The sequence below is a fragment of the Pusillimonas sp. NJUB218 genome, assembly GCF_003788685.1.
Classification (GTDB): domain Bacteria; phylum Pseudomonadota; class Gammaproteobacteria; order Burkholderiales; family Burkholderiaceae_B; genus Neopusillimonas.
Genome location: NZ_NQMK01000003.1, coordinates 96207 through 116214, shown reverse-complemented (window position 1 = coordinate 116214; position 20008 = coordinate 96207). Strand labels below are relative to the sequence as shown.

19 protein-coding genes are annotated in these 20008 nt (G+C 54.5%); 9 read left to right on the top strand and 10 right to left on the bottom strand.

Going from position 1 to position 20008, the window contains the following annotated elements:
- Positions 1-30: 30 nt before the first annotated feature.
- A complete protein-coding gene (locus CHR62_RS05555; RefSeq protein ID WP_093970877.1) occupies positions 31-789 on the bottom strand; it encodes a class II aldolase/adducin family protein in 759 nt (252 codons plus the stop codon).
- A 24-nt stretch (positions 790-813) separates the two neighbouring features.
- Positions 814-1806: a ketopantoate reductase family protein gene (locus CHR62_RS05550; protein ID WP_123660292.1), complete on the bottom strand. Its 993-nt coding sequence runs from the start codon at positions 1804-1806 to the stop codon at positions 814-816.
- Between the two features lie 153 nt (positions 1807-1959).
- On the opposite strand from CHR62_RS05550, the gene CHR62_RS05545 reads away from it, so the two are divergent.
- Complete coding sequence (locus CHR62_RS05545) at positions 1960-2586, top strand: 2OG-Fe(II) oxygenase (protein WP_093970875.1); 627 nt, start codon at positions 1960-1962, stop codon at positions 2584-2586.
- Here CHR62_RS05545 and CHR62_RS05540 read toward each other — a convergent pair.
- Genes CHR62_RS05540 through CHR62_RS05530 form a run of 3 tightly spaced genes read right to left on the bottom strand, consistent with a single transcriptional unit; the run spans position 2583 to position 6086 of the window.
- Complete coding sequence (locus tag CHR62_RS05540) at positions 2583-3635, bottom strand: XdhC family protein (protein ID WP_123660291.1); 1053 nt, start codon at positions 3633-3635, stop codon at positions 2583-2585. The two genes, CHR62_RS05545 and CHR62_RS05540, sit on opposite strands and share 4 nt — an antisense overlap.
- A 34-nt stretch (positions 3636-3669) precedes the next feature.
- Entirely contained in the window at positions 3670-5145 is a 1476-nt protein-coding gene (locus CHR62_RS05535; RefSeq protein ID WP_123660290.1) for an amidase, read from the bottom strand.
- Between the two features lie 23 nt (positions 5146-5168).
- Positions 5169-6086 (bottom strand): LysR family transcriptional regulator, encoded by a 918-nt coding sequence (locus CHR62_RS05530; RefSeq protein WP_093970872.1) that lies wholly within the window; start codon positions 6084-6086, stop codon positions 5169-5171.
- A gap of 95 nt (positions 6087-6181) precedes the next feature.
- Between CHR62_RS05530 and CHR62_RS05525 the strand changes: the two genes are divergently transcribed.
- From CHR62_RS05525 to CHR62_RS05515, 3 genes are all read left to right on the top strand, one after another.
- A complete protein-coding gene (locus CHR62_RS05525; protein WP_093970871.1) occupies positions 6182-7627 on the top strand; it encodes an aldehyde dehydrogenase family protein in 1446 nt (481 codons plus the stop codon).
- A 75-nt stretch (positions 7628-7702) separates the two neighbouring features.
- Positions 7703-8740 (top strand): aromatic ring-hydroxylating dioxygenase subunit alpha, encoded by a 1038-nt coding sequence (locus tag CHR62_RS05520; protein ID WP_123660289.1) that lies wholly within the window; start codon positions 7703-7705, stop codon positions 8738-8740.
- A gap of 46 nt (positions 8741-8786) precedes the next feature.
- Positions 8787-9890, top strand: coding sequence for an NAD(P)-dependent alcohol dehydrogenase (locus CHR62_RS05515; RefSeq protein ID WP_123660288.1), 1104 nt, complete (start codon positions 8787-8789; stop codon positions 9888-9890).
- Here the strand turns inward: CHR62_RS05515 and CHR62_RS05510 are convergent.
- Both CHR62_RS05510 and CHR62_RS05505 read right to left on the bottom strand, forming a co-directional pair.
- Positions 9865-10524: an isochorismatase family protein gene (locus CHR62_RS05510; RefSeq protein ID WP_123660287.1), complete on the bottom strand. Its 660-nt coding sequence runs from the start codon at positions 10522-10524 to the stop codon at positions 9865-9867. The genes CHR62_RS05515 and CHR62_RS05510 overlap by 26 nt on opposite strands.
- A gap of 78 nt (positions 10525-10602) precedes the next feature.
- Positions 10603-11514 (bottom strand): LysR family transcriptional regulator, encoded by a 912-nt coding sequence (locus tag CHR62_RS05505; protein WP_093970861.1) that lies wholly within the window; start codon positions 11512-11514, stop codon positions 10603-10605.
- 148 nt (positions 11515-11662) lie between these two features.
- Between CHR62_RS05505 and CHR62_RS05500 the strand changes: the two genes are divergently transcribed.
- A complete protein-coding gene (locus CHR62_RS05500; protein WP_093970860.1) occupies positions 11663-12433 on the top strand; it encodes a class II aldolase/adducin family protein in 771 nt (256 codons plus the stop codon).
- 26 nt (positions 12434-12459) lie between these two features.
- Here the strand turns inward: CHR62_RS05500 and CHR62_RS05495 are convergent, their stop codons facing one another.
- Positions 12460-13020, bottom strand: a complete 561-nt coding sequence (locus CHR62_RS05495; protein WP_233574886.1) for a MarR family winged helix-turn-helix transcriptional regulator — start codon at positions 13018-13020, stop codon at positions 12460-12462.
- A gap of 32 nt (positions 13021-13052) precedes the next feature.
- Positions 13053-14246 (bottom strand): Gfo/Idh/MocA family protein, encoded by a 1194-nt coding sequence (locus CHR62_RS05490; protein ID WP_093970859.1) that lies wholly within the window; start codon positions 14244-14246, stop codon positions 13053-13055.
- Between the two features lie 133 nt (positions 14247-14379).
- Here CHR62_RS05490 and CHR62_RS05485 point away from each other — a divergent pair, with 133 nt between their 5' ends.
- Positions 14380-15669 (top strand): Rieske 2Fe-2S domain-containing protein, encoded by a 1290-nt coding sequence (locus tag CHR62_RS05485; RefSeq protein WP_093970858.1) that lies wholly within the window; start codon positions 14380-14382, stop codon positions 15667-15669.
- Positions 15670-15714: 45 nt separating this feature from the next.
- Positions 15715-16704, top strand: coding sequence for a 4,5-dihydroxyphthalate decarboxylase (locus CHR62_RS05480; RefSeq protein WP_093970857.1), 990 nt, complete (start codon positions 15715-15717; stop codon positions 16702-16704).
- A gap of 48 nt (positions 16705-16752) precedes the next feature.
- Here the strand turns inward: CHR62_RS05480 and CHR62_RS05475 are convergent, their stop codons facing one another.
- The gene (locus CHR62_RS05475; protein WP_093970856.1) at positions 16753-18033 is read right to left on the bottom strand and encodes a citrate synthase; all 1281 of its coding nucleotides are present in this window, start codon (positions 18031-18033) and stop codon (positions 16753-16755) included.
- 121 nt (positions 18034-18154) lie between these two features.
- Between CHR62_RS05475 and CHR62_RS05470 the strand changes: the two genes are divergently transcribed.
- Both CHR62_RS05470 and dctP read left to right on the top strand, forming a co-directional pair.
- Entirely contained in the window at positions 18155-18919 is a 765-nt protein-coding gene (locus tag CHR62_RS05470; protein WP_093970855.1) for an SDR family NAD(P)-dependent oxidoreductase, read from the top strand.
- An 85-nt stretch (positions 18920-19004) separates the two neighbouring features.
- Positions 19005-19976: a TRAP transporter substrate-binding protein DctP gene (gene dctP, locus CHR62_RS05465; protein WP_093970854.1), complete on the top strand. Its 972-nt coding sequence runs from the start codon at positions 19005-19007 to the stop codon at positions 19974-19976.
- The last annotated feature ends 32 nt before the right edge of the window (positions 19977-20008 follow it).

Below are 20008 nucleotides of genomic sequence, written 5' to 3'. Positions count from 1 at the left end.
TAACACTTGAAGAGTCGCCCTACACATCGCCTACCAGGAGGCCCCTTTTTCGGCATGCATTTTGCGCACCATGGCCTTGAAGAACTTAACGGCGAAATCGTCTTCACGAATAAGCATGGCCGTCAAGTCTGCGCATTTCTGTGCAATTTCGTCTGACAACGCTACATCCTCGCCCCCCATCGCCGCCGCCTGACACTGAATTTCGGCAGCGCGCTGCACCGTCCAGAGCAGGAAAAATGCTTTTTCGATGGAGCTTTCGCCCACGGCCACGCCATGATTACGCAGCACGAGAATGTGTTTGTTACCCAAACTATCCAGCATGCGGGCCTTTTCGTCGGCAAACAGCGTAATGCCCTCGAAGGCGTGATACCCCACACGCCCATACAACTGCGCCCCGTAAAAATTGTTGTGATCAAAACCGTTCTGCTTTTGCGCGACGGCCGAAATGGGCGTCGTATGGGTATGAATCAGGCAATGGATATCGTCGCGCGCACCATGCACGGCGCTGTGCAAAGCAAAACCCGCTGGGTTTGCATCGTATTCGGAGGCCTCAAGCTTATGACCATCGAGATCAACCTTCAGCAGGTTAGCGGGAGTGACTTCGCTGTAATTCAAGCCAAAGGGGTTGACCAGATAATGATGCGCAGGCCCCGGCAAACGCGCCGAAATATGGTTGAAAATAGTTTCGGTCCAGCCAAAAAAATCAACCAACCGGTAGCAATACGCCAGTTGTTCGCGCAAAGCCCATTCGGCCTCGGGACAGTGATCGGGGCGGGTAACGGGTGACATAGTCAGGTCTCCTTGGGGTAAACGTTATTGTGTAGCGGCGTGAACGCCCCGAAACCGCGCCAGCGCCAGAATGTCGCGACTGACCGGCATGGGGATATTCATACGGTCTGCCAGCTCGATGACGGCATCGCCAATAGCGGCCAGCTCGAGCGGCAGGCCTTTCTCGTAATCTTGCAACATCGACGTTTTTACGGGGCCCATGCCGGCAGCCAGTTCTAAAAAGGTGTGCGGGTCAAAGTTGATGCGCGCGCCGTAGGCTGCCGCCACAGCCAACCCTTCATTCAGCATTTTGACCACAATCTGTTTGATGTCGGGCTCGGAATACAACTGATCAAGCGTACCGCCAATGACAACCGACAGCGGGTTGGACGTCAGATTGGCCAAAATTTTGGTCCAAAGCGTATCGCGAATACGGTCAACGCCGCGCGCCTCTATACCCGCCCGCTCTACCATGCTGCGCAAACGTTCCAGACGCGGGGTGAGTTTTCCGGACGGTTCGCCAAAGACCACCAGGTGCGGATTGACGGACTTTATTACCCCCGGCGACAACGCTTGAGCGGTAATGAACACCACGCAGCCAATCACGTTGGCTAACGGCAAGGCACGCGTCAGGACGCCGTCAGGGTCAACCGCATGAACCGGCTGCCCATCAAAGCGGCCACCTTCGGCAAAAAAGTACCACCACGGCACACCGTTAACCATGGGCACGACCACGGTATCGTTGCCCACCAAAGGCGCCAGCGTGGGCAACAAGGCGGGCAAGGCTTGTGCCTTGGTGCATACAAACACAATATCTTGTACGCCAAAGTCGGCACAGTCGTCACTAGCATTCACGTGAACGCGGTGCTCTCCGTCCAGGTCGTGCAGGCGAATGCCATCGGATTGCAAGGCCGCCAGCGTCGCCCCTCGGGCCAGCACATTCACCGGCTGCCCTGCGGCCTGCAACCTCGCTGCAAGCGTGCACCCGATCGCACCCGCGCCCACCACACATACTTTTAAAGAAATCGATTCTGTCATCTGCCTAGCCTATGTCTGCCTGCTGCAGAACATACCGGGCATTGGCACCGGCCGGCCCGCAGCGCAGGCGCTTGAAACAAAAAAATTTTACCCTTAAAGCATTTTGAGAAAACTAGGGGAAATCGCTTAAAATTCCAGCTTTAGGCGTTCATCTTGATCGCACTCCCTGATCAGCTTTTTACCAGCCTCGAGACCTCGGGTTGGGCCATGTCCGACGAGGTCATCCCCGTCGAATGGCGGCATTCATTAAAAGAGGCCAGTCAAACACTTTTCGAAGCCGGCCAGTTCCACGATGCACTCATCGGGCAACACGCAAGCCGGCAAAAAAACACCGACATCCGCGGCGACAGCATTTGCTGGGTCGACCCTCATCTCCCCCCCTACGCCGCGCACCCTTTCTTTCTTTTTCTGGCCGATTTGCGCCAAACCCTGAACCAAACTTACTTTTTAGGCCTGCGTAGCGAAGAACTGCATTTCGCGCGGTACGGCAGTGGCTATGGGTACAAAAAACACCTTGATCAACATCGCAATTGCCCCCACCGAAAAATTTCGGTCGTGCTGTACCTGAACGAAGACTGGGGGCCCGACGACGGCGGCGAACTGTGTCTTTACGAAGCGGGCAACGCCGGCCTTGAACGTGTAACCCGACTATTACCCACGCCGGGCAGGTTCGTCGTATTCAGAAGCGATCAAATCTGGCACGAAGTATTACCCACCCGCAAAACACGCTGGAGTCTGACCGGCTGGTTCAGGGACGACCTGCCGCAAATTTTGGCCTAGATCGAACACATAGCGTCGGCGCCCGACGAAGCAACACCCGCATTGTTCTTGGCATAGGCCACTTCCATATCGCGCGGCAAGGTTACGCCGTTTTTAACGGCTAACACTTCGGCCATGATGCTGACGGCGATTTCGGGCGGCGTTTTACTACCAATAAAAATACCGATAGGCCCGCGCAAACGCTGCAGCGTTTCGCGGGTTTGGCCCAAATGCTCAATCATGCGCTGATGACGAGCCTCGTTGTTGCTGCGCGAGCCGATGGCGCCGATATAAAAGGCCTCGGTTTCAAGGGCCTCAAGCAGCGCCAGGTCGTCGAGTTTAGGGTCGTGTGTTAAGGCAATAATGCACGAACGACGGTCGGCCTTGAACGCCAAAACCACGTCATCAGGCATGTCGGACACCACCTTGACGCCGGGCACCGACCAACTACCTCGGTATTCTTCGCGCGGATCGCAGACGGTAACGGCAAACCCATTAAACAGCGCCATAGTGGCCAGGTATTCGGCCAATTGCCCGGCGCCGATCAGCAGCATGCGGTATTCGGGCCCAAAGGTGTTGACCAGCGTCGTATCGGAAACAGCCAGTGCTTCGGGTTGCTCGGCTTCGCGAAGCATGACCACACCATCGGCCAGATTGACGCTGCGCTGCATGAGCTTGCCTTGCTCGAGCGATGCAATAAGTGTGGCCAGCGCCTGGGCATCGGGGTCGAATTCCAGCAACAGCTCTAGTGTGCCGCCGCAGGGCAAACCAAACCGGTGGGCCTCGTCGGCCTTGATCCCGTACTTTAAAAATCGCGGCGCCCCATGCGGCATGTCTTCGTTCTGCGGCGCCCCAGCATAGGCTTTGGTAAACCGGTAAATCAGATCGTCTTCAATGCAACCGCCCGACACCGACCCCACCACCGAACCATCTTCGCAAAGCGCCATGGTCGAGCCGACAGGCCGAGGCGAAGAACCCCAGGTGCGTACCACGGTTGCCAGCAGCCCGCGCTTGCCCGCCAGACGCCAGTCTTTCAGCGCGCGCAATACAACCAGATCAAGATTTTCCATAATTCTTTATCCATAGACCGTCGACGCTGATGCTTTACATCAACACGGCCTCAAACGCGGCGGCTGCCGCCAAAACCAAAGCATCATCACCCAACTTACCGGCAATATGCAAGCCGACCGGGAAGCCAGCCGCATCTACACCGCAAGGTATGGAAATAGCCGGCATACCCGTCAAGTTGAACGGAGAGGTCAATCGTGTGAGTACGGTACGCGCAGCAATAGCTTGATTGCCGTGATGAATCACAGCATCGGCTGGACACGCAACCGTTAATGCAGTTGGGGTCACCATCACAGACGCAGGCCCCTCTAGTGGAGCCGATAACGCTTCAGTCAGAACTGTACGCAAGCGCTGGGCTTTGATGTAATCGACAGCTGAAATCGCTTTGCCGGCCTCGAGTCGTGCCCTGATGTCGGGTGCAATGTGTTCTGGACGACGTAATGCCCAGTTATCGTGAACCTGCGCTGCCTCGGCAGCCAACGTCACATGCTGGATGGCGGGCGCCTGATCAAGCGCAGCAATGTTGCCCTGTCGCATCTGCAACCCGGCCTGCTGCAATTTATGTAGTGCACTACCGTATGCCGCCTGCACACTGGGCTGCAACATATCGTGAAATAAGTTTTGCGGGCAAAACGCGGTAATGTCATCCAGCGCAAACGTCGTGGCCTCGGTATCGGCAGCCTCAGGCGCTGCCTGTACCATCAAGGTGCTCAGCAGGGCAGCGTCTGCCACGGTTTTGGTTAACGGGCCCACATGATCGAGGGTAAAGGTCAACGGTATCACCGCGTCGCGCGGAATGACGTCGTAACTGGCTTTGAACCCCACCAGCCCACACAACGCCGCTGGCATGCGCACTGAACCGGCCGCGTCAGTGCCCAAAGCAAAGTCAACCATACCTGCGGCTACGGCAGCAGCCGAACCACCGCTTGAACCACCTGGCACACAAGAAGCATCGAGCGGGTGACCTACCGCACCAAAATGCACGTTATTCGACAGGCCGCCATACGACAGCTCATGCATATTTGACATGCCAATAACGATGGCACCCGCGGCCTCAAGCCGGGCCACTGCAGGCGCGCTCTGTCGGGCAACTTGCCTACTGATGGACAGCGACCCCGCCTGATACGGCAAACCGGCCACCGGAATACAGTCTTTAACGGCAAACACCATGCCTGCCAACGGCCCCGGATCACGTCCGTCGGCAATTTGGCGCTGCAATTGCCGTGCCTTTTGAAGCGCCCCATCGGCATCGACATGAATGAACACATTTAATGCGGCTTGTTCGGCAATCACTTTGAGGAAATGCTGCACCCGGTCAACCGGATTGACCTCGCCCGAAGCCACTTGCCTGGCCAACCGGGCCAGCGGTGCTTGTGCCACCGACATGCCCCCGAAAAAACCCGGCGCAACGCCAGGCCAGACTCGGTTCGGCATGCCGATCGGGTCGACATGGTCCGGGACGGTATAACTGCGCAGCGCCTGTACTCGGACGTCTGACACGGATGAATTCATAACAAGCCCCCTGCAACAATGGCTTAAAGGGTATGTATCGGCACAGCCGACACAAACGCATCGATAAAATCGGGCATAAGTACGGCCTCGGCACGCCCCCGTTTGGTAATGCGATAAAAACTCAGCGACGCCGCTGGCTCATTAATAATAGCGGTGCGCACACCATAACGCTTGCAAGCCGCATTGGCATACGATGGCACAATAGCCGTACCCAGCCCCGAAGACACCATCGCAATCACGGTTTCAAAATTATTCAGGGTCAGGCGCTCTTCGTTGGCTCGGCCTATGGCCGCCAGGTGTTTCTCGACCACTTGCTGAATGCGGTTTTCGGGCGGCAACCCCATCAGCGGCACGTCGATCAGGCTTGACCACGGAATAACCTTGGCATCGGGCAGCGGCCCGCCCTCAGGCGCATTGAAATCGACTGGCGCCACCCACATCAGTTGATACTCGAACAATGACACGAGCTCGACACCGGACGTCGGCTTGAAAAAAGCCCCCAGACCGAAATCAAGCTCGCCGCCTTCGACCATATGCTGCACTTGCGCCGGTATGGCATCGACCAGACGAATGTTGACCTCCGGGTGCATCAGGCGGAACATCCGGCATGCCGCCGGCAAAATATTGGAGGCCACCAACGGCGTCACACCAACATTCAAAGTCTGATTCGCACGGTCGGTCAGTTCGCCCAGGTACTGGGCAGACGATTCCAGCTCTTGCACCATACGAGACGCCACCGGCAGGAACTCTTGCCCAGCGGCGGTTAGCGTAACGTTACGGGTGGTGCGGTCGAACAAGCGACAATTAAGTTGCGACTCGAGCTCGCGCATCATGATGCTGAGGCCGGCTTGCGTGACGTGCATCTGTTCGGCGGCGCGTGTGAAATTACCCAGCCGCGCCACATGCAAAAACGCTTTGATCTGCCGAAAACTTATATTCATAAACTATTATTATTAATTCATTTTATATTCAAATTTCCATGATACCCCCGAGTCCTTTCTAATAACCTTAGTATTAGCCCGGAGACAAACTCATCATGACACTTGCACACCATTACATCGACGGCCAATGGGTCACCGCCGTTTCAGGCACTGCCACCACCGGTCCCATTCTTAATCCCGCCACGTCTGAACATGTGATGGACTTCTGCGACGGAACCACTGCCGAAGCGCAGGCCGCCGTTGCTGCCGCTCGACGCGCATTCAACGACACAAACTGGAAGCAAAGCCCCCGGGTTCGGGCCGAGGTCTTACTGACCTTTGCGACCAACCTCGAAGCCCGTAAAGACGAAATTGCCGACTGGATCGTTAAAGTTAACGGCAAATTACGCCGTGAAGCCATCGGTGAAATCATGGCTGGCGTTTCTGAGCTGAAGTACTACGCCGGTCTGGCACGCAACCAATTTGGTCGTATCCTTGAAATTGAGCCCGGCTGTTTTTCTACGCTAGACCGCGAAGCCGCAGGTGTCGCTGCCATTATTTTGCCCTGGAACGCGCCCATCACGTTGCTGATCCGCTCACTGGCACCCGCCCTGGCGGCAGGCTGCTCAGTCGTCATCAAGCCCGCATTCCAAACTTGCATCGCCAATAACCTGGCGCTCGAATGTGTCGTCAACGACGAGCGCATGCCTAAAGGCATTATCAACTCGGTCATTGAATCGGGAACCGACGTATCTCGCTATCTGTGCGACACCATCGATGTCGACGTCATCAGTTTCACCGGGTCTTCACATGTGGGCAAGCTGATTGCCGCAGCCACCGCCGGCACGCTCAAGCGCCTGTCCCTCGAACTGGGCGGCAAAGCACCTGCCATTGTTTTCCCCGACTGCAACATGGACAAAACCGTCGCGGGCATTGTGGCCGGCGGCATGGTCATGGCCGGCCAGCAATGTACCGCCATTGCGCGTGTTCTGGTCCACGACAGCATCTACGACGAGTTCCGCGCCCGCCTGACCCAGGCCCTGAAGAACCTTAAAGTCGGCCCGGGCACTGACCCCGAAGCGCAAATGGGCTGCCTGATCGACATTCGCAACCGCGATCGCATTGCCGACCTGGTCGCCAAAGCCGAGCGCGAAGCAAGAGTCGTCCTGAAAGGCGAGATTCCGGGCGGCGATCTGGCCAAAGGGGCGTTCATCCGACCCAGCCTGATCGAAGTCGACGATCTGAACTCGCCGTTTATTCAAGATGAACTCTTCGGCCCCATTCTCGTGCTCGAACGCTTTACGTCAGAAGACGAAGCTGTTTCGCGGGCCAATGCCACGCGCTACAGCCTGGCGTCCAGCGTCTGGACGGAAAACGCCCTGCTGGCGCGCCGCATGGCATCACGCCTGAACTTTGGCAACGTCTGGTGCAATAGCCACAACCGGCTGTTTGCCGAAGTCGAAACCGGCGGCTACGGCGACAGTGGTTACGGCAAACTGCACGGTTGGGAAGGCATGTACGACTTCATGAAGACCAAGCACTTCTACCTCGAAACCAAATAAGCAACACACATGACACCGGCGCCAAAGCAGCCCAAGACTGCGCGCGCCGGTTAAGAAACACCGCAGGAGACAACAATGTTTATCAAGAATGCCTGGTATGTTGCAGCATGGGGCAATGAAATCGGTCGCCACCTGACCCAGCGCTGGATCACCGGCGAACCCCTGGTTCTGTTTCGCACCGAAGCCGGCGAAGTCGCCGTCCTTGAAGACCGCTGCGCGCACCGTCGTGCGTCTCTGTCCAAAGGCAACTTGGTGGGCGACGCCGTTCAGTGCGGCTACCACGGCATCACGTTCGATTGCTCCGGCAAATGCACGCACATTCCTGGTCAGGACAAAATCCCGCCAGCCATGCAGGTGCGCCGTTACCCGGTCATTGAAAAATGGAAATGGATCTGGGTATGGATGGGCGACCCCGACAAGGCCGACGAATCACTGCTGCCCGAGTTCCAGTACAACGACATGCCCGGCTGGCTGGCCACCGGCGGTTGCCTGAAAGTCAATGCCAACTATCAGTTACTCACAGACAACCTGCTCGACCTGACCCACGAAACCTATGTGCACGGCAAAACCATTGGCAACTCGGCTATTGTCGAAACCCCTATGGAATACCGCGTCGAAGGCAACGAAGTGCATGTACAGCGCATCATGCGCAACACCCCGCCACCGCCGCTGTTCAAGAAAGTGCGCGGCTTCACCGGCAACATCGACCGCTGGCAGGTCATCCGCTTTCAGATGCCGGCCAACGTTTCAATTGACGCCCGCGGCTACCCTGCCGGTGTCGACGACCTTGAACAAGGCATGCGCTGGTTTTCGATCAATTCGATTACCCCTATCGACGAGCGCAGCAGTCTGTACTTCTGGACGATCACCCGCTGTTTTGCGCTAGATGACGACAATCTCACCCAGATGATCAACGATCAGATTCTGAAAACGTTTCTGGAAGACGTTGAGGTCCTGGAAGCCCAACAGCAACTTATCGAAACCGACACGCGCGCCAACCCAGACATCAGTATCCGGGCCGACAGCGGCGCCATTTCGGCACGCCGTATCGTTCAGCGTCTGGCCCAAGCCGATGCAACGCAGGCCCAGCCCGTCGAAGCCAGCGTCAACTAACAAACAGCAGCCATTTCCCGCCGCCCAGCATTAACTCACACAAGACATGACGACAGAAATTACCGCAGCAGTCAGCCGCAAGTCCGGCGAACCATTTTCCATCGAAACCCTCACGCTTGAAGCCCCCCGTGATAACGAAGTCCTGGTTCGCGTCGTTGCAACGGGTATCTGCCACACCGACGTCAACATGCGTAATTCCGACGTTTTTGTACCCAAGCCCATCGTACTGGGCCACGAAGGTGCAGGCATTGTCGAGCGCGTGGGTCGATCGGTACAAAAGGTCAAGCCGGGCGACCACGTCGTCATTTCGTTTGACTCGTGCGGTACTTGCCAAAGCTGCCGCAAGGGCGACTCAGTCTACTGCCAGCATTTGGGGCGACATGCCTTTTCGGGCAAGCGCATCGACGGCACTACCGCCTTGAAAGCCGGCAATGAACCTGTTCACAGCCATTTCTTCGGCCAGTCTTCGTTTGGCACCTACAGCCTGTGCACCGAGCGCACCGTGGTCCCGGTCGACAAATCCGTCGACCTTGAGCTGCTGGGCCCGCTGGGCTGCGGCATCCAGACAGGCGCCGGTGCAGTCATCAATTCATTAAAAGTAGCGGCCGGCAGCCGTATTGCCATTTTGGGTACCGGATCGGTCGGGCTGGCCGCCGTCATGGCCGCACGCCTGTGCGGCGCCGCCACCATTATTGCCGTCGACACCCAGGACTCGCGTCTGGGCTTGGCGATGGAGCTAGGAGCGACACACACCATCAACGGTGCAAAAGAAGAAACCTTTGATGTCATTCGCAGCTTGGCCCCCGAAGGCCTGAACTACGTAGTAGACACCACAGGCAGCCTGCCCCTGATCAAGAACGCCGTCAACCATTTGGCCCCGCGCGGCGTATGCGGCCTGATCAACACCGCCAAGGGCGCCGACGCCCAAGTCAATATTTTGCAAATGGTACTGGGCGGCCGCACCGTGCGCGGCATACACCAGGGCGACAGCGTCCCCGACATTTTCATCCCGCAAATGATCGAGCTCTACCGCCAAGGCCGCTTCCCGTTCGACCGGCTACTTAAGTTCTATGACCTGGCCAACATTAACCAGGCCATGGAAGACATGGACAAAGGCGTCACCATCAAGCCGGTGGTGCGGATGGGGTAGGGAGGCCGCTTAAATAATCTAGTGTTTCTCTTAGCGAGACCACATCGGCATACTTCGCATTTAAATCGAACAAGCTCTGACGATGCGAGGCTTCCGATCGGTCTCCAACGCCCTCTTCCACAACCATTGGACGGAAGCCCGCCTGACAGGCATCAACAGCCGTAGCCCTGACGCAACCGCTAGTAGAAGTTCCAACCATAATCACAGTATCAACGCCCAAGTTGATAAGTATCGACAATAAGTCAGTGCCCCAGAAACAGGATGCGTACTTCTTGTATAGCCTTATGTCCTGTTTGTCGGTGCTTAACCGTTCATCTAATTCGTGCCCATCTCCACTGGCCAATAGACTAGCAACGCCCTTTTGTTTCATCGCCCATATGCCAGCATCAATCAAATTGGGGTTGTCGTATCTAACGGAAGTAAAAATTACTGGCACCCCCTTATTTTTGGCGGAAGCGAGAATGTCGTTTGCCGCCTTTATTTGACTGGAAAGATCAGCACCTAGCGGCCTTCGAGCATCGGTAAACCCTTTCGTCAAATCAATAACCAGCACCACCGGTCGCTTACCAAACCCGATCTTTACACCAAAGCCTCTCGCGGCGAAAAAAGCCTCTTCATCAGTCAACTCGCCCATAGCCCCCCCCTTTATTTTGTTTACCGAAGCATACTCTTCTAGTTCACATTAATTGATACGCGAACAGGTGCTACCGTCTCACAAATCCCTGAATAGTTCAAACATTACCTTGCGCAACCAAACTACGCCCGGATCACGATGAAATCGCTCGTGCCAATGCTGCATGACAAGTATGCGTGGCGTTTTGAAAGGAAGCTCAAAGTACTTGAGCACGCCTCGCTCGGCAAAAAATCGAGCCATCGCCTTAGGCAAAGTCACTATGTAATCGCTAAAGGGAATTATGGGCGGCACAGCCAAATAACTTTCGGCCTGCCACCCTATATGCCTGACGATACCGGCCTCTTCGATAGCATTGTTAAGCACCCAATGTCCGGTTCCCTGCAGCGAAACAGCCAGATGCTGTTCTCCGGCGTAGTCCGACCAGGAGATCTGACGATCAATTCGAGGGTGATTGCACCTTACTGCACCTACAAAATCCTGCTCGATCAATAACTGTTGATAAATGCCCGGGCCAAGTTGGGGGGAAAAGGCAATCGTCAAATCAATTTCGCCTTCGGCCATGAGCGCACCTGTATCCTTGCTGATCGAACGAAACTCGAAACTGATGTTTGGCGCCTGGCGCTGCTTGAACTCAAACAACGGCTTAAAGAGCGCCAAATAACCCGCATCGGCCATCGCAATGCGAAACACCCGATTTGAGGTACCCGCATCGAACGGATCCCTTGAGCTCGTCGCGTCGCACAATAAGCGGTAAGCTTTGCCCAAAGGTTCCTGCAGCGACAACGCATGCGGCGTTGGTGCCATCCCCGCATTTGTACGAACAAACAACGCATCACCGAACTGTCGTCGCAAACGCGACAAACACATGCTTACCGCCGGTTGGGTCATATGCAAAGCCTCTGCTGTCGCAGACACACTGCCCGTTCTAAACATTTCATCAAACACCGCAAGCAAGCGAAGATCCAGGTTCTTGATTGAACTGTTGAGCATTTAAAAACACCGCTTATCAATTTTATTGATATAGAGTATAGCGATCTCAAAATAGACGGCTCGGGTGCCCGGCACTAACCTAGTAGGCGTATATACCAACAACACAAGCAACAAAGCCACTTTTGCCCATTACAGAGGTCGCACAATCATGGATACAGCCCAACCGCTTTCGACAGATACGGACTCAACAGATATTGATCACCTAACCCCAGCCAACGCTGAGCTAATCAACGACCTGGTAACGGCTAACCACATTCTGTACGCCCAGGGTGTGTTAGACGCCTTTGGTCATGTGAGCGTTCGACACCCCGAGAATCCAAAACGCTACCTGTTGTGTCGCAACATGGCCCCAGGTCAAGTTGCGGCCGAAGATATTATTCAATATGACCTGGACAGTCGGCCCCTTGATGCAAATGGTAGGAAGGTATATCTGGAGCGGTTCATCCACGGAGAGATCTACAAAGCTCGCCCGGACGTCATGGCCATCGTACATAGCCACTCACCCTCCGTCGTTCCGTTTAGTGTTGTGCGCACCGCTCCACTTCGACCCGTTTGTCACATGGCTGGTTTCTTGGGCATTGGCGCACCGATATTTGAAATCAGCGATGAAATCGGAGACGGCAGCAATCTTCTGATTACCGACCCACCTCTAGGAAAGGCCCTAGCTCGAACCCTGGATAAGAAAACACTCGTTTTGATGCGAGGCCACGGGTCTACCGTCGTGGCAGATGACCTAAAGAAAGTTGTGTATCGCGCCGTGTACGCTGAAATTAACGCAAAGACGCAACTGCAAGCATTACAGCTTGGGCAACCACGCTACCTCTCGGAGAAAGAGGCTGCAGCAGCTACTGAAACGATCGAAACACAAGTCATCCGGGCCTGGAATCTCTGGAAACAAAGAGCTAACGAGGTCAACTGAGGGCAGTACAGATTGACGTTAATGAATTAAACCTCATCCGCTTCTTCTGCCAACCTTAGTCGGGCCAGATGTCGTGTTGAGGGTACTTTTCTATTCTCAGAGTGCAGCAGCTCTTGCTCATCCATAGCCAGATTTTCAATAACTTTGGCCAACACTTTTCTCGCTATAAGCACTTCCTGTACAGAAAGACCTTGCACAGCCAAAGCATTAACTTCCTCGGCAAGCGGCAGGAGGGTTGTCTTTAACGACTTGCCTGAATCGGTAAGGTATAGATAAACGTTCTTTCGATTCCCCGATTTTTGCTTACGCTCGACGTAGCCCAAAGACTCCATCGCGCGGATCGCCGCTAATGTTGTTGGCGCCGACATCCCCGCAATTTCGCTCAATTCGCGCTGAGTTAATCCGTCGTGCTCCCACAATATGCGCAAAAAAGACCAATGCCCGAATGAAACCGAGTGATCTATAAGTCGAATTTGAAGCGACCTCTCCATGGCGCGCCGGGCATCTTTAATCAGGTGTGCCAAACGGTCTTGCGGGATTGATTCCAGCCAGTCGCGACGGCCCAGGACAACATTCTTCTCAGTCATTACCAATAACGCTCCAAAATTTACGCAGTACTCTAAGCCACGATCCCGGCCTTTACCTGATGGGATAAGCGTACCTCTTTGCCAGTTCGGGCAGACTCCAAAATGGCCAGACACACCTCGATGTTTGCTCGTGCCCAAGCCGCAGAATGTAACGGTGGGCGCACCTCGCGCACGCTAGCCCATAACTCATCAACCACCTCGACCCGAGGCACATCACATTTCGGCGTTGGCCGGAGTTCCCGTTGTGTATTTCCACACACCCATAACCCTTCCGGCGTCAAACTAATATCTGCATGATCCATCGAAACAATTACAGGCCCAAAGTGCTGATGATAGGCCCCCGCGGAAACCGACATCGGGCGATAGGCACTGCCGCCGTAGTTACGAGCGGCCTTAAGTAGAGCCTCCTGCTCCGCATTCGCCGATGCTAATCGGGCACGTATCTGACCATAGGCATCCAATGGCTTTATTTCACCCATCTCGCTAATGTTGCCCATTAATTGATCACTGTCGTAATGCGCAAAGCCACTGTAAGTCAACGAAGCAAACGCCCCGCCCTCAAATCCAACCAGCGCCATATAGGCGCCTTCGGTAGGTCGTGTCGCGTCCCAACAACCTGTGTACGCTCTAACACTCACAGCCTCGCCACCAAGTAGCAAGCGCACGATATCAACCTGATGAGCAGCCTGACTGAACACAACCCCGCCACCCTGACGCGTATCCAGCTCCTCTGGTCGCCTCGGACGGTATAGATAATCTGTGTAATTCATCGTATGCAACATTCGAGGCCTACCCAAAGTGCCTGACTGTATCAATCGAGCAGCATGCAAAACAGGGCCGTCAAAGCTATGCGAATGTCCCACCACGATAGGAACCCCTGCCTCATGTGCTACGTCCACAATACGTGTGCAATCTTCCAGCGTTATGGCCAGGGGCTTTTCTACAAGCACCGCCTTACCAGCTGACGCCGCTATAGCGACATGCTCAGCATGGTACTGGTGGGGGGATGCAATATACACAGCCTCAACCAACGGATCGCCGCAAAGCGCCTTCACTGAGTCATATACGCGTCCACCAAAATCCACCTCGAATTGCGCGCAGGGACCCGGCTGGGGATCAACGGCCGCCACCAAGCGGATTCGCTCGTCCTGAACAAACGTAGGAAGCATCAGCGTAAACGCGCGCCCCAAACCCACGACACCCAACCCGATCGGTTTCTTCTCCATTCGCCCCCCTAAACATATTGCCACTAAGTTAGATATCTAATAATATAGTCCAAATATAGTTAGATATCTAACAATAAATGCTGGTCACCACAGGCGCATTCATTTGCGCGCGACAACATAAACGGAGGTAGTCATGACACCCGAAGAAAACGATCTTCTTTGCCGAGTTACCGGAGACGCTCCGATGGGGCAACTGATGCGACGTCACTGGACGCCTGTCTGTCTTGGGGAAGAAGTCGCAGAACCCGACGGCACACCCGTAAAAGCAAAAATATTCGGGGAACCCCTTGTCGTATTCCGAGATACCTCAGGCAAAGTAGGCGTCATCGCAGAACACTGTCCTCATCGGGGTCCATCTCTAGCCTTGGGCCGAAACGAAGAGGGGGGACTGCGCTGCTTGTATCACGGCTGGAAATTCGATATTCACGGAAACATTCTCGAGATGGTCTCCGAACCGGGTGGCAATCGCATGGCGGCCGGCATCAAACATCCGGCCTACCCCGTTAAAGAATGGGGCGGTATGATTTGGGCCTATATGGGTCCGCAAGATGCTATCCCAGAGTTTCAGCCGCCGGCATGGGCGCCAACGGCAGATACACAAGTCACTATTGCAAAGGCCGTTCTACCTTGCAACTGGGCCCAAATTCTCGAAGGCGCAATCGACTCAGCACATAGCTCGAGCCTGCACTCTTCTGATATGGTCTCCACAGAATCAGTCAGCGGCGCAGAAGCCACGGACAGCCTATGGCTTCGTCCATCTAACGACAAAGCGCCACGGCTTCAAATCGATAGAACGCCATACGGCTTTCGCTACGCCGCCATTCGTATCCCGATACATAATGCCGACGTTAACGATTACGTGCGCTCCACGGTATTCGTAGCCCCGGCAACTGCCCTAATACCGCCAAACAATCTTTATAACGTCGCCAACATTAACGTGCCGGCAGACGACACCACTACTGTTTTCTATTTCATCGCGTGGGGTCATCCTGCTCAAACCCCAAATACCGAACAATGGCGAAAGTTCTTGGGCCAAACTGTGGGTGTAGACCTGGACCAGAATTATCGGCCACTACGCACTGTTGAGAATAATTTCTGGCAAGATCGTGACGCCATGAAAGCAGGTAACTTCACTGGCATCACCGGTTTCCCGAACCAAGACGTTGCCATGTGGTGCACGATGGGCGCTATTGCCAACCGGACCGCCGACCACCTTGGGGCAAGCGATATCGCCGTAGCAGAGTTTCGCAAGCAAATGCTTAAGGCAGTGCACGCATTCCAGGAAACCGGTGAGGTCATTGGCGCTGGCACCTACGCCATACCCAAGCATATCTGCGCTTTTCAGACCATGGTACCCAAGGGGACTGACTGGAGAACACATGAAGTTGGCCCTGTCTGGGAATCCGACAAGGCAACGGCGTAACTGCCCACGACCCAAATTTACGTAGAACTAATACAGGAGCATGAATTGGCACGACTACAACTTTCTATCGCTATGGGTGACTACGACCGCACCAGAGCACTGCTGGACGGCAATGCGCTGATTGATGGCGTCGATCCGGTCTACATGACACTGTCACCGGAAGAGATATTTTTTCGGGCCTTCCGGAACACTGAGTTTGATATTGCGGAAATGTCGTTCTCTAGCTATCTGGTGAAAGCCTCACAAGGGCAAAATGCTTATGTTGCCATTCCGGTATTTCTTTCACGTGCCTTTCGTCATACCTCAATTTACGTTCGCACCGACCGAATCAAGCGACCCGAAGACCTGCGCGGCCGGCGCATTGGCCTGCCAGAGTACCAACTTACAGCTAACGTATGGGCGCGAGCAATTCTTGAAGATGATTACGGCGTGACGCCTTCAAGCGTAACCTGGGTAAGGGGCGGTATTACAGAGCCAGGTCGGCCTGAGAAAATCAAACTCCAACTGCCAAACGACATTCGGCTTGAGAACGCACCCGAGGGCGAAACCATTTCAGAAATGATAAGCCGAGGCGACATCGACGGCTTCATTGGACCTCGACCGCCCGCAGGCAGCGCCGCAACAAATCCAAACGTTGGCTGGCTATTCCCTGACCCCACAGCAACGGCAAAAGACTACTTCAAACGAACGGGCATTTACCCAATTATGCATGTCGTAGGCATCCGCAAAACCCTGCTAGAGCAGCACCCCTGGCTAGCGAATGCGGTCTATAAGGCGTTTGAACAAGCAAAACGCTTCGCTCTTGAAAAGCTGGCTGACACGTCTGCGACAAAAGTCACGCTTCCCTTCGTAGAAGAACAGCTGAAAGCCGCGAAAGCACTCATGGGCGAAGACTATTGGTCATATGGGGTTGATCGGAACAGGAAAACACTCGAGGCCTTCGTCCACCATCATCACAAACAAGGGCTTTCGGCACGCTTAATGAGTGTCGATGAAATTTTCCATCCCGCCACATACGAAACCGTCAAGATTTAAGTCAGCATGAGGTCGGGTAACTTCCATTCCCCGGCCTCGCCACAAATCTTAGCGTGCCGCGTAATTGCCACGCGGCCGTAATACAAAGCCCGCCAGGCGTTGCTCAAGAACATGAGCAATCCATCCTGCCGATCGACCTATTCCCCATAGCGCCCCAGCCGTGCGTTCGGGCAAGCCTCCGGCCAGACACAACATCGCCAGCCCCACTTCGATGTTCGGATGTATACCAAGGCGACTCTGAACATCCTCGATAAACCGAAAAGCCAACTCTGACTGCCTGGACTGCTTTCCTAGTTTCTTCGCAAGCTCAATCAACAAAACAGCGCGAGGGTCTCCTTCAGGGTATAAAGACAACGCAAAACCCGGCAGCCTTTCGCGATGACGATCGGCCTCGTCTACTCGGACGCGAATCTGGGCCTGCGACGCAAAGCCCCGAAGCAATTGATCCGCTTGGTCACAGCCCCCGCCGAGCGTACTTCCAACTTGGGTTGCCAAGGCTGCAACAACGCAAGCATGCAAACCAGCGCCGACCGAAGCGGCAATACGTGCCGTGAATGTCGCAGGTGAAAGCTCGTGATCAGCCCCGACAATCAACGCCGCATTGATCGCATCGACCAAGAGCGGATCTGCGGGCATGCCCAACGCATCAACAATGTGCGCAGCAATCGGCTGCTCGCCAACTGGTTCGTGAAATTTTTTCTTTATCCCTAGAATGCCGCAGCAACCCACAAAAGCAAAGATCAGTTGACGCGAGTAACTTGTTAAAGACCCGCTTCGGAGCTCCTCGGCCAGCGTCCCACCCCCCATAGAGGTGGCTGCAATAGCAAGCACCCGCATCATGCGCAAACTAGGCATACGCTCGATATGCATGCCGTCAAGTGCCCCCTGAACATCGATATCCATCGGCTCGACGGGCCAAGTATGCCGACCGCTTGGAAGCACCCCGGACCAAAGCAACTCGGCAACACCTTCAAATGCGCCTGGGTACGTCGCCAACTCGGTTGCCAAGTACCCACGGTATTTTGGCCCCCGGCTCGTAATCTCGGTAATGCTTGTATTAATAACCGGCTGCCCCCAACGCATCGCGCTGGCCGCTACCGCCCCGTGACCCAGGCGAGACTCGCTGCGCGCTTTCAACCCAAGGACATCCTGACGCAAGTAAAGGCTCTCACGCCCCGTCGACTGCCCTACCGGATGTAATTTCCCACGGCTGACATACGTATAAAGCGTTGCAGGCTTGACGCCAAGCACCTCGCAAGCCTGCTTTGCGCTCAAGAGCTCTGAGTCCTGCAGGCTATCGGGAGAAATGGGGTTTTTCGTTTCTGGCATACGTCCTAGGTATTTATATTGATCGATTGTTGAATCGAGATTGAATCAATGTTTACTGATCGATAGACTACATTCAAATACACAAGAAAGTCCAGTATCAGCTAGTTAAACGGAGACAAGAATGGAAACGAGCAGTTCGGTACAGCGCGTTGTAGTAATCTCAGGCGCAGCGCAGGGCATTGGGCGGGCTTATGCTCATAGATTTGGGGCATTGGGCTACAAAGTTGCGGCGTTAGACATCAACACAGAAGGCGTTGCCAATGTCGCCGCCGAAGTCCAGGCCAATGGCGGGCAATGCATTTCAGTCGCCGTCGATATCGGCAATGAGTCCTCGGTTCAAAACGCGCATCAAAAAGTCTTAGAGGCATATGGGCAGGCCGACATCCTGATCAACAATGCGGCCATTTTCTCGACGCTCAAAATGCGGCCTTTCGAAGAAATCCCAATGGACGAGTGGACAAAAGTACTGCACGTCAACATCACTGGCACTCTGCTAATGGTTAAAGCGTTCCTGCCGACAATGCGCAAAAACAATTGGGGCCGCATCATCAACATTTCGTCCGCAGCAGTAACAATGGGCCGGCCGCATTATCTTCACTACACGACATCCAAAGCTGCAGTTATAGGCATGACCCGCTCTATGGCTAAAGAACTTGGACGCGACGGCATTACTGTCAACGCCATATTGCCGGGCGCAACCGATACGGAAATCTCGAGGGAAACGGTAACGGCGGCGCAAAAACAAGCGCAAATAGCGATGCGCTCTATACCCAGGGAAGAGAACCCCGAAGACTTGACTGGCGTCGCCGTATTCCTGGCATCGGAAGATAGCCGCTTTATTACGGGTCAGTCATTAATCGTAGACGGCGGGCTGACCTTCCTGTAACAAGGGCTCAGCAGTATTGTTGCAGCGCTCGCCTTTCACAAAATACATAAATACGCAGCCCCCCCAAAAACCAGAGGAGACAATCATGACACTTACCAAGCGATTTCTGCTGGCAGCAGCATCCATAACACTCGCAATGAGCACTTCAGCCCAAGCCGAACAAATTACTATTCGGGCTGTGAGTGCATGGCCTGAAGGCAACTTCTTCTCGCAAAACTTCGAGAAGTTTGTCAAGAAGGTGAACGAAGACGGAAAAGGCGACATACAGATTCAATATCTGGGCGGCGGGGCAAAAGTAATGCCCCCATTCGAAGTCGGCAACGCAATCAAAGCTGGCGTTATCGATATGGCAAACGTCACCGGCAATTTCTACACGAACCTGCTCCCCGAATCAGATGCGCTGTCGGTCAGCACGGTACCCGTCCAGGAATGGCACAAAAACGGTGCTTACGACTACATCAACAAAATCTGGGGAGAGAAACTCAATGCACGATATCTTGGTCGCGCCATTGATCAAATGCCCTATCACCTTTTCCTGAAAAAATCGATCTCTTCGCCAGATCTGAAAGGATTGCGACTGCGCGGCATCCCAATCTATCGCTCATTCTTTGAATCATTGGGAGGCTCGGTGTTAACTATCGCCCCTGGCGAGCTTTACACAGCACTCGAACGGGGGGTCGTCGACGGGTACGGCTGGCCTGTATCGGGCATTTTCGACCTCAGTCTTCAGGAACAAACCAAATATCGTGTTGAGCCTGGTTTTTACAACACAGAGGTTGGTGTACTAATAAACGCAAACACCTGGAACAAGCTCAACGACAAACAAAAGGAAATTCTGAATAACGCTGCACGCTGGATGGAAGACCTTAACCTCGACAATGCAAAAATGTGGGAAGAGGAGAAAAAACGTCAAGCGGCTGCAGGTATCGAAACCATTAGTTTTGACGCCAAAGAAAGCGCGGCTTACGTAGAAAAAGCAAACAACACCATTTGGGCCAGCATTATTTCGCGAAGCCCGGATCATGGCCAAAAACTCCGCGATCTAGTAACGAAATAACGCCGGTCGGCAACCATGAGCTTGAGGACTTA

Bases quoted from the DNA above. Each gene is read 5' to 3' on its own strand.
- CHR62_RS05555 (WP_093970877.1), bottom strand. From the start codon at position 789: ATGTCACCCGTTACCCGCCCCGATCACTGTCCCGAGGCCGAATGGGCT.
- CHR62_RS05550 (WP_123660292.1), bottom strand. From the start codon at position 1,806: ATGACAGAATCGATTTCTTTAAAAGTATGTGTGGTGGGCGCGGGTGCG.
- CHR62_RS05540 (WP_123660291.1), bottom strand. From the start codon at position 3,635: ATGGAAAATCTTGATCTGGTTGTATTGCGCGCGCTGAAAGACTGGCGT.
- CHR62_RS05535 (WP_123660290.1), bottom strand. From the start codon at position 5,145: ATGAATTCATCCGTGTCAGACGTCCGAGTACAGGCGCTGCGCAGTTAT.
- CHR62_RS05530 (WP_093970872.1), bottom strand. From the start codon at position 6,086: ATGAATATAAGTTTTCGGCAGATCAAAGCGTTTTTGCATGTGGCGCGG.
- CHR62_RS05525 (WP_093970871.1), top strand. From the start codon at position 6,182: ATGACACTTGCACACCATTACATCGACGGCCAATGGGTCACCGCCGTT.
- CHR62_RS05520 (WP_123660289.1), top strand. From the start codon at position 7,703: ATGTTTATCAAGAATGCCTGGTATGTTGCAGCATGGGGCAATGAAATC.
- CHR62_RS05515 (WP_123660288.1), top strand. From the start codon at position 8,787: ATGACGACAGAAATTACCGCAGCAGTCAGCCGCAAGTCCGGCGAACCA.
- CHR62_RS05510 (WP_123660287.1), bottom strand. From the start codon at position 10,524: ATGGGCGAGTTGACTGATGAAGAGGCTTTTTTCGCCGCGAGAGGCTTT.
- CHR62_RS05505 (WP_093970861.1), bottom strand. From the start codon at position 11,514: ATGCTCAACAGTTCAATCAAGAACCTGGATCTTCGCTTGCTTGCGGTG.
- CHR62_RS05500 (WP_093970860.1), top strand. From the start codon at position 11,663: ATGGATACAGCCCAACCGCTTTCGACAGATACGGACTCAACAGATATT.
- CHR62_RS05495 (WP_233574886.1), bottom strand. From the start codon at position 13,020: ATGACTGAGAAGAATGTTGTCCTGGGCCGTCGCGACTGGCTGGAATCA.
- CHR62_RS05490 (WP_093970859.1), bottom strand. From the start codon at position 14,246: ATGGAGAAGAAACCGATCGGGTTGGGTGTCGTGGGTTTGGGGCGCGCG.
- CHR62_RS05485 (WP_093970858.1), top strand. From the start codon at position 14,380: ATGACACCCGAAGAAAACGATCTTCTTTGCCGAGTTACCGGAGACGCT.
- CHR62_RS05475 (WP_093970856.1), bottom strand. From the start codon at position 18,033: ATGCCAGAAACGAAAAACCCCATTTCTCCCGATAGCCTGCAGGACTCA.
- CHR62_RS05470 (WP_093970855.1), top strand. From the start codon at position 18,155: ATGGAAACGAGCAGTTCGGTACAGCGCGTTGTAGTAATCTCAGGCGCA.
- dctP (WP_093970854.1), top strand. From the start codon at position 19,005: ATGACACTTACCAAGCGATTTCTGCTGGCAGCAGCATCCATAACACTC.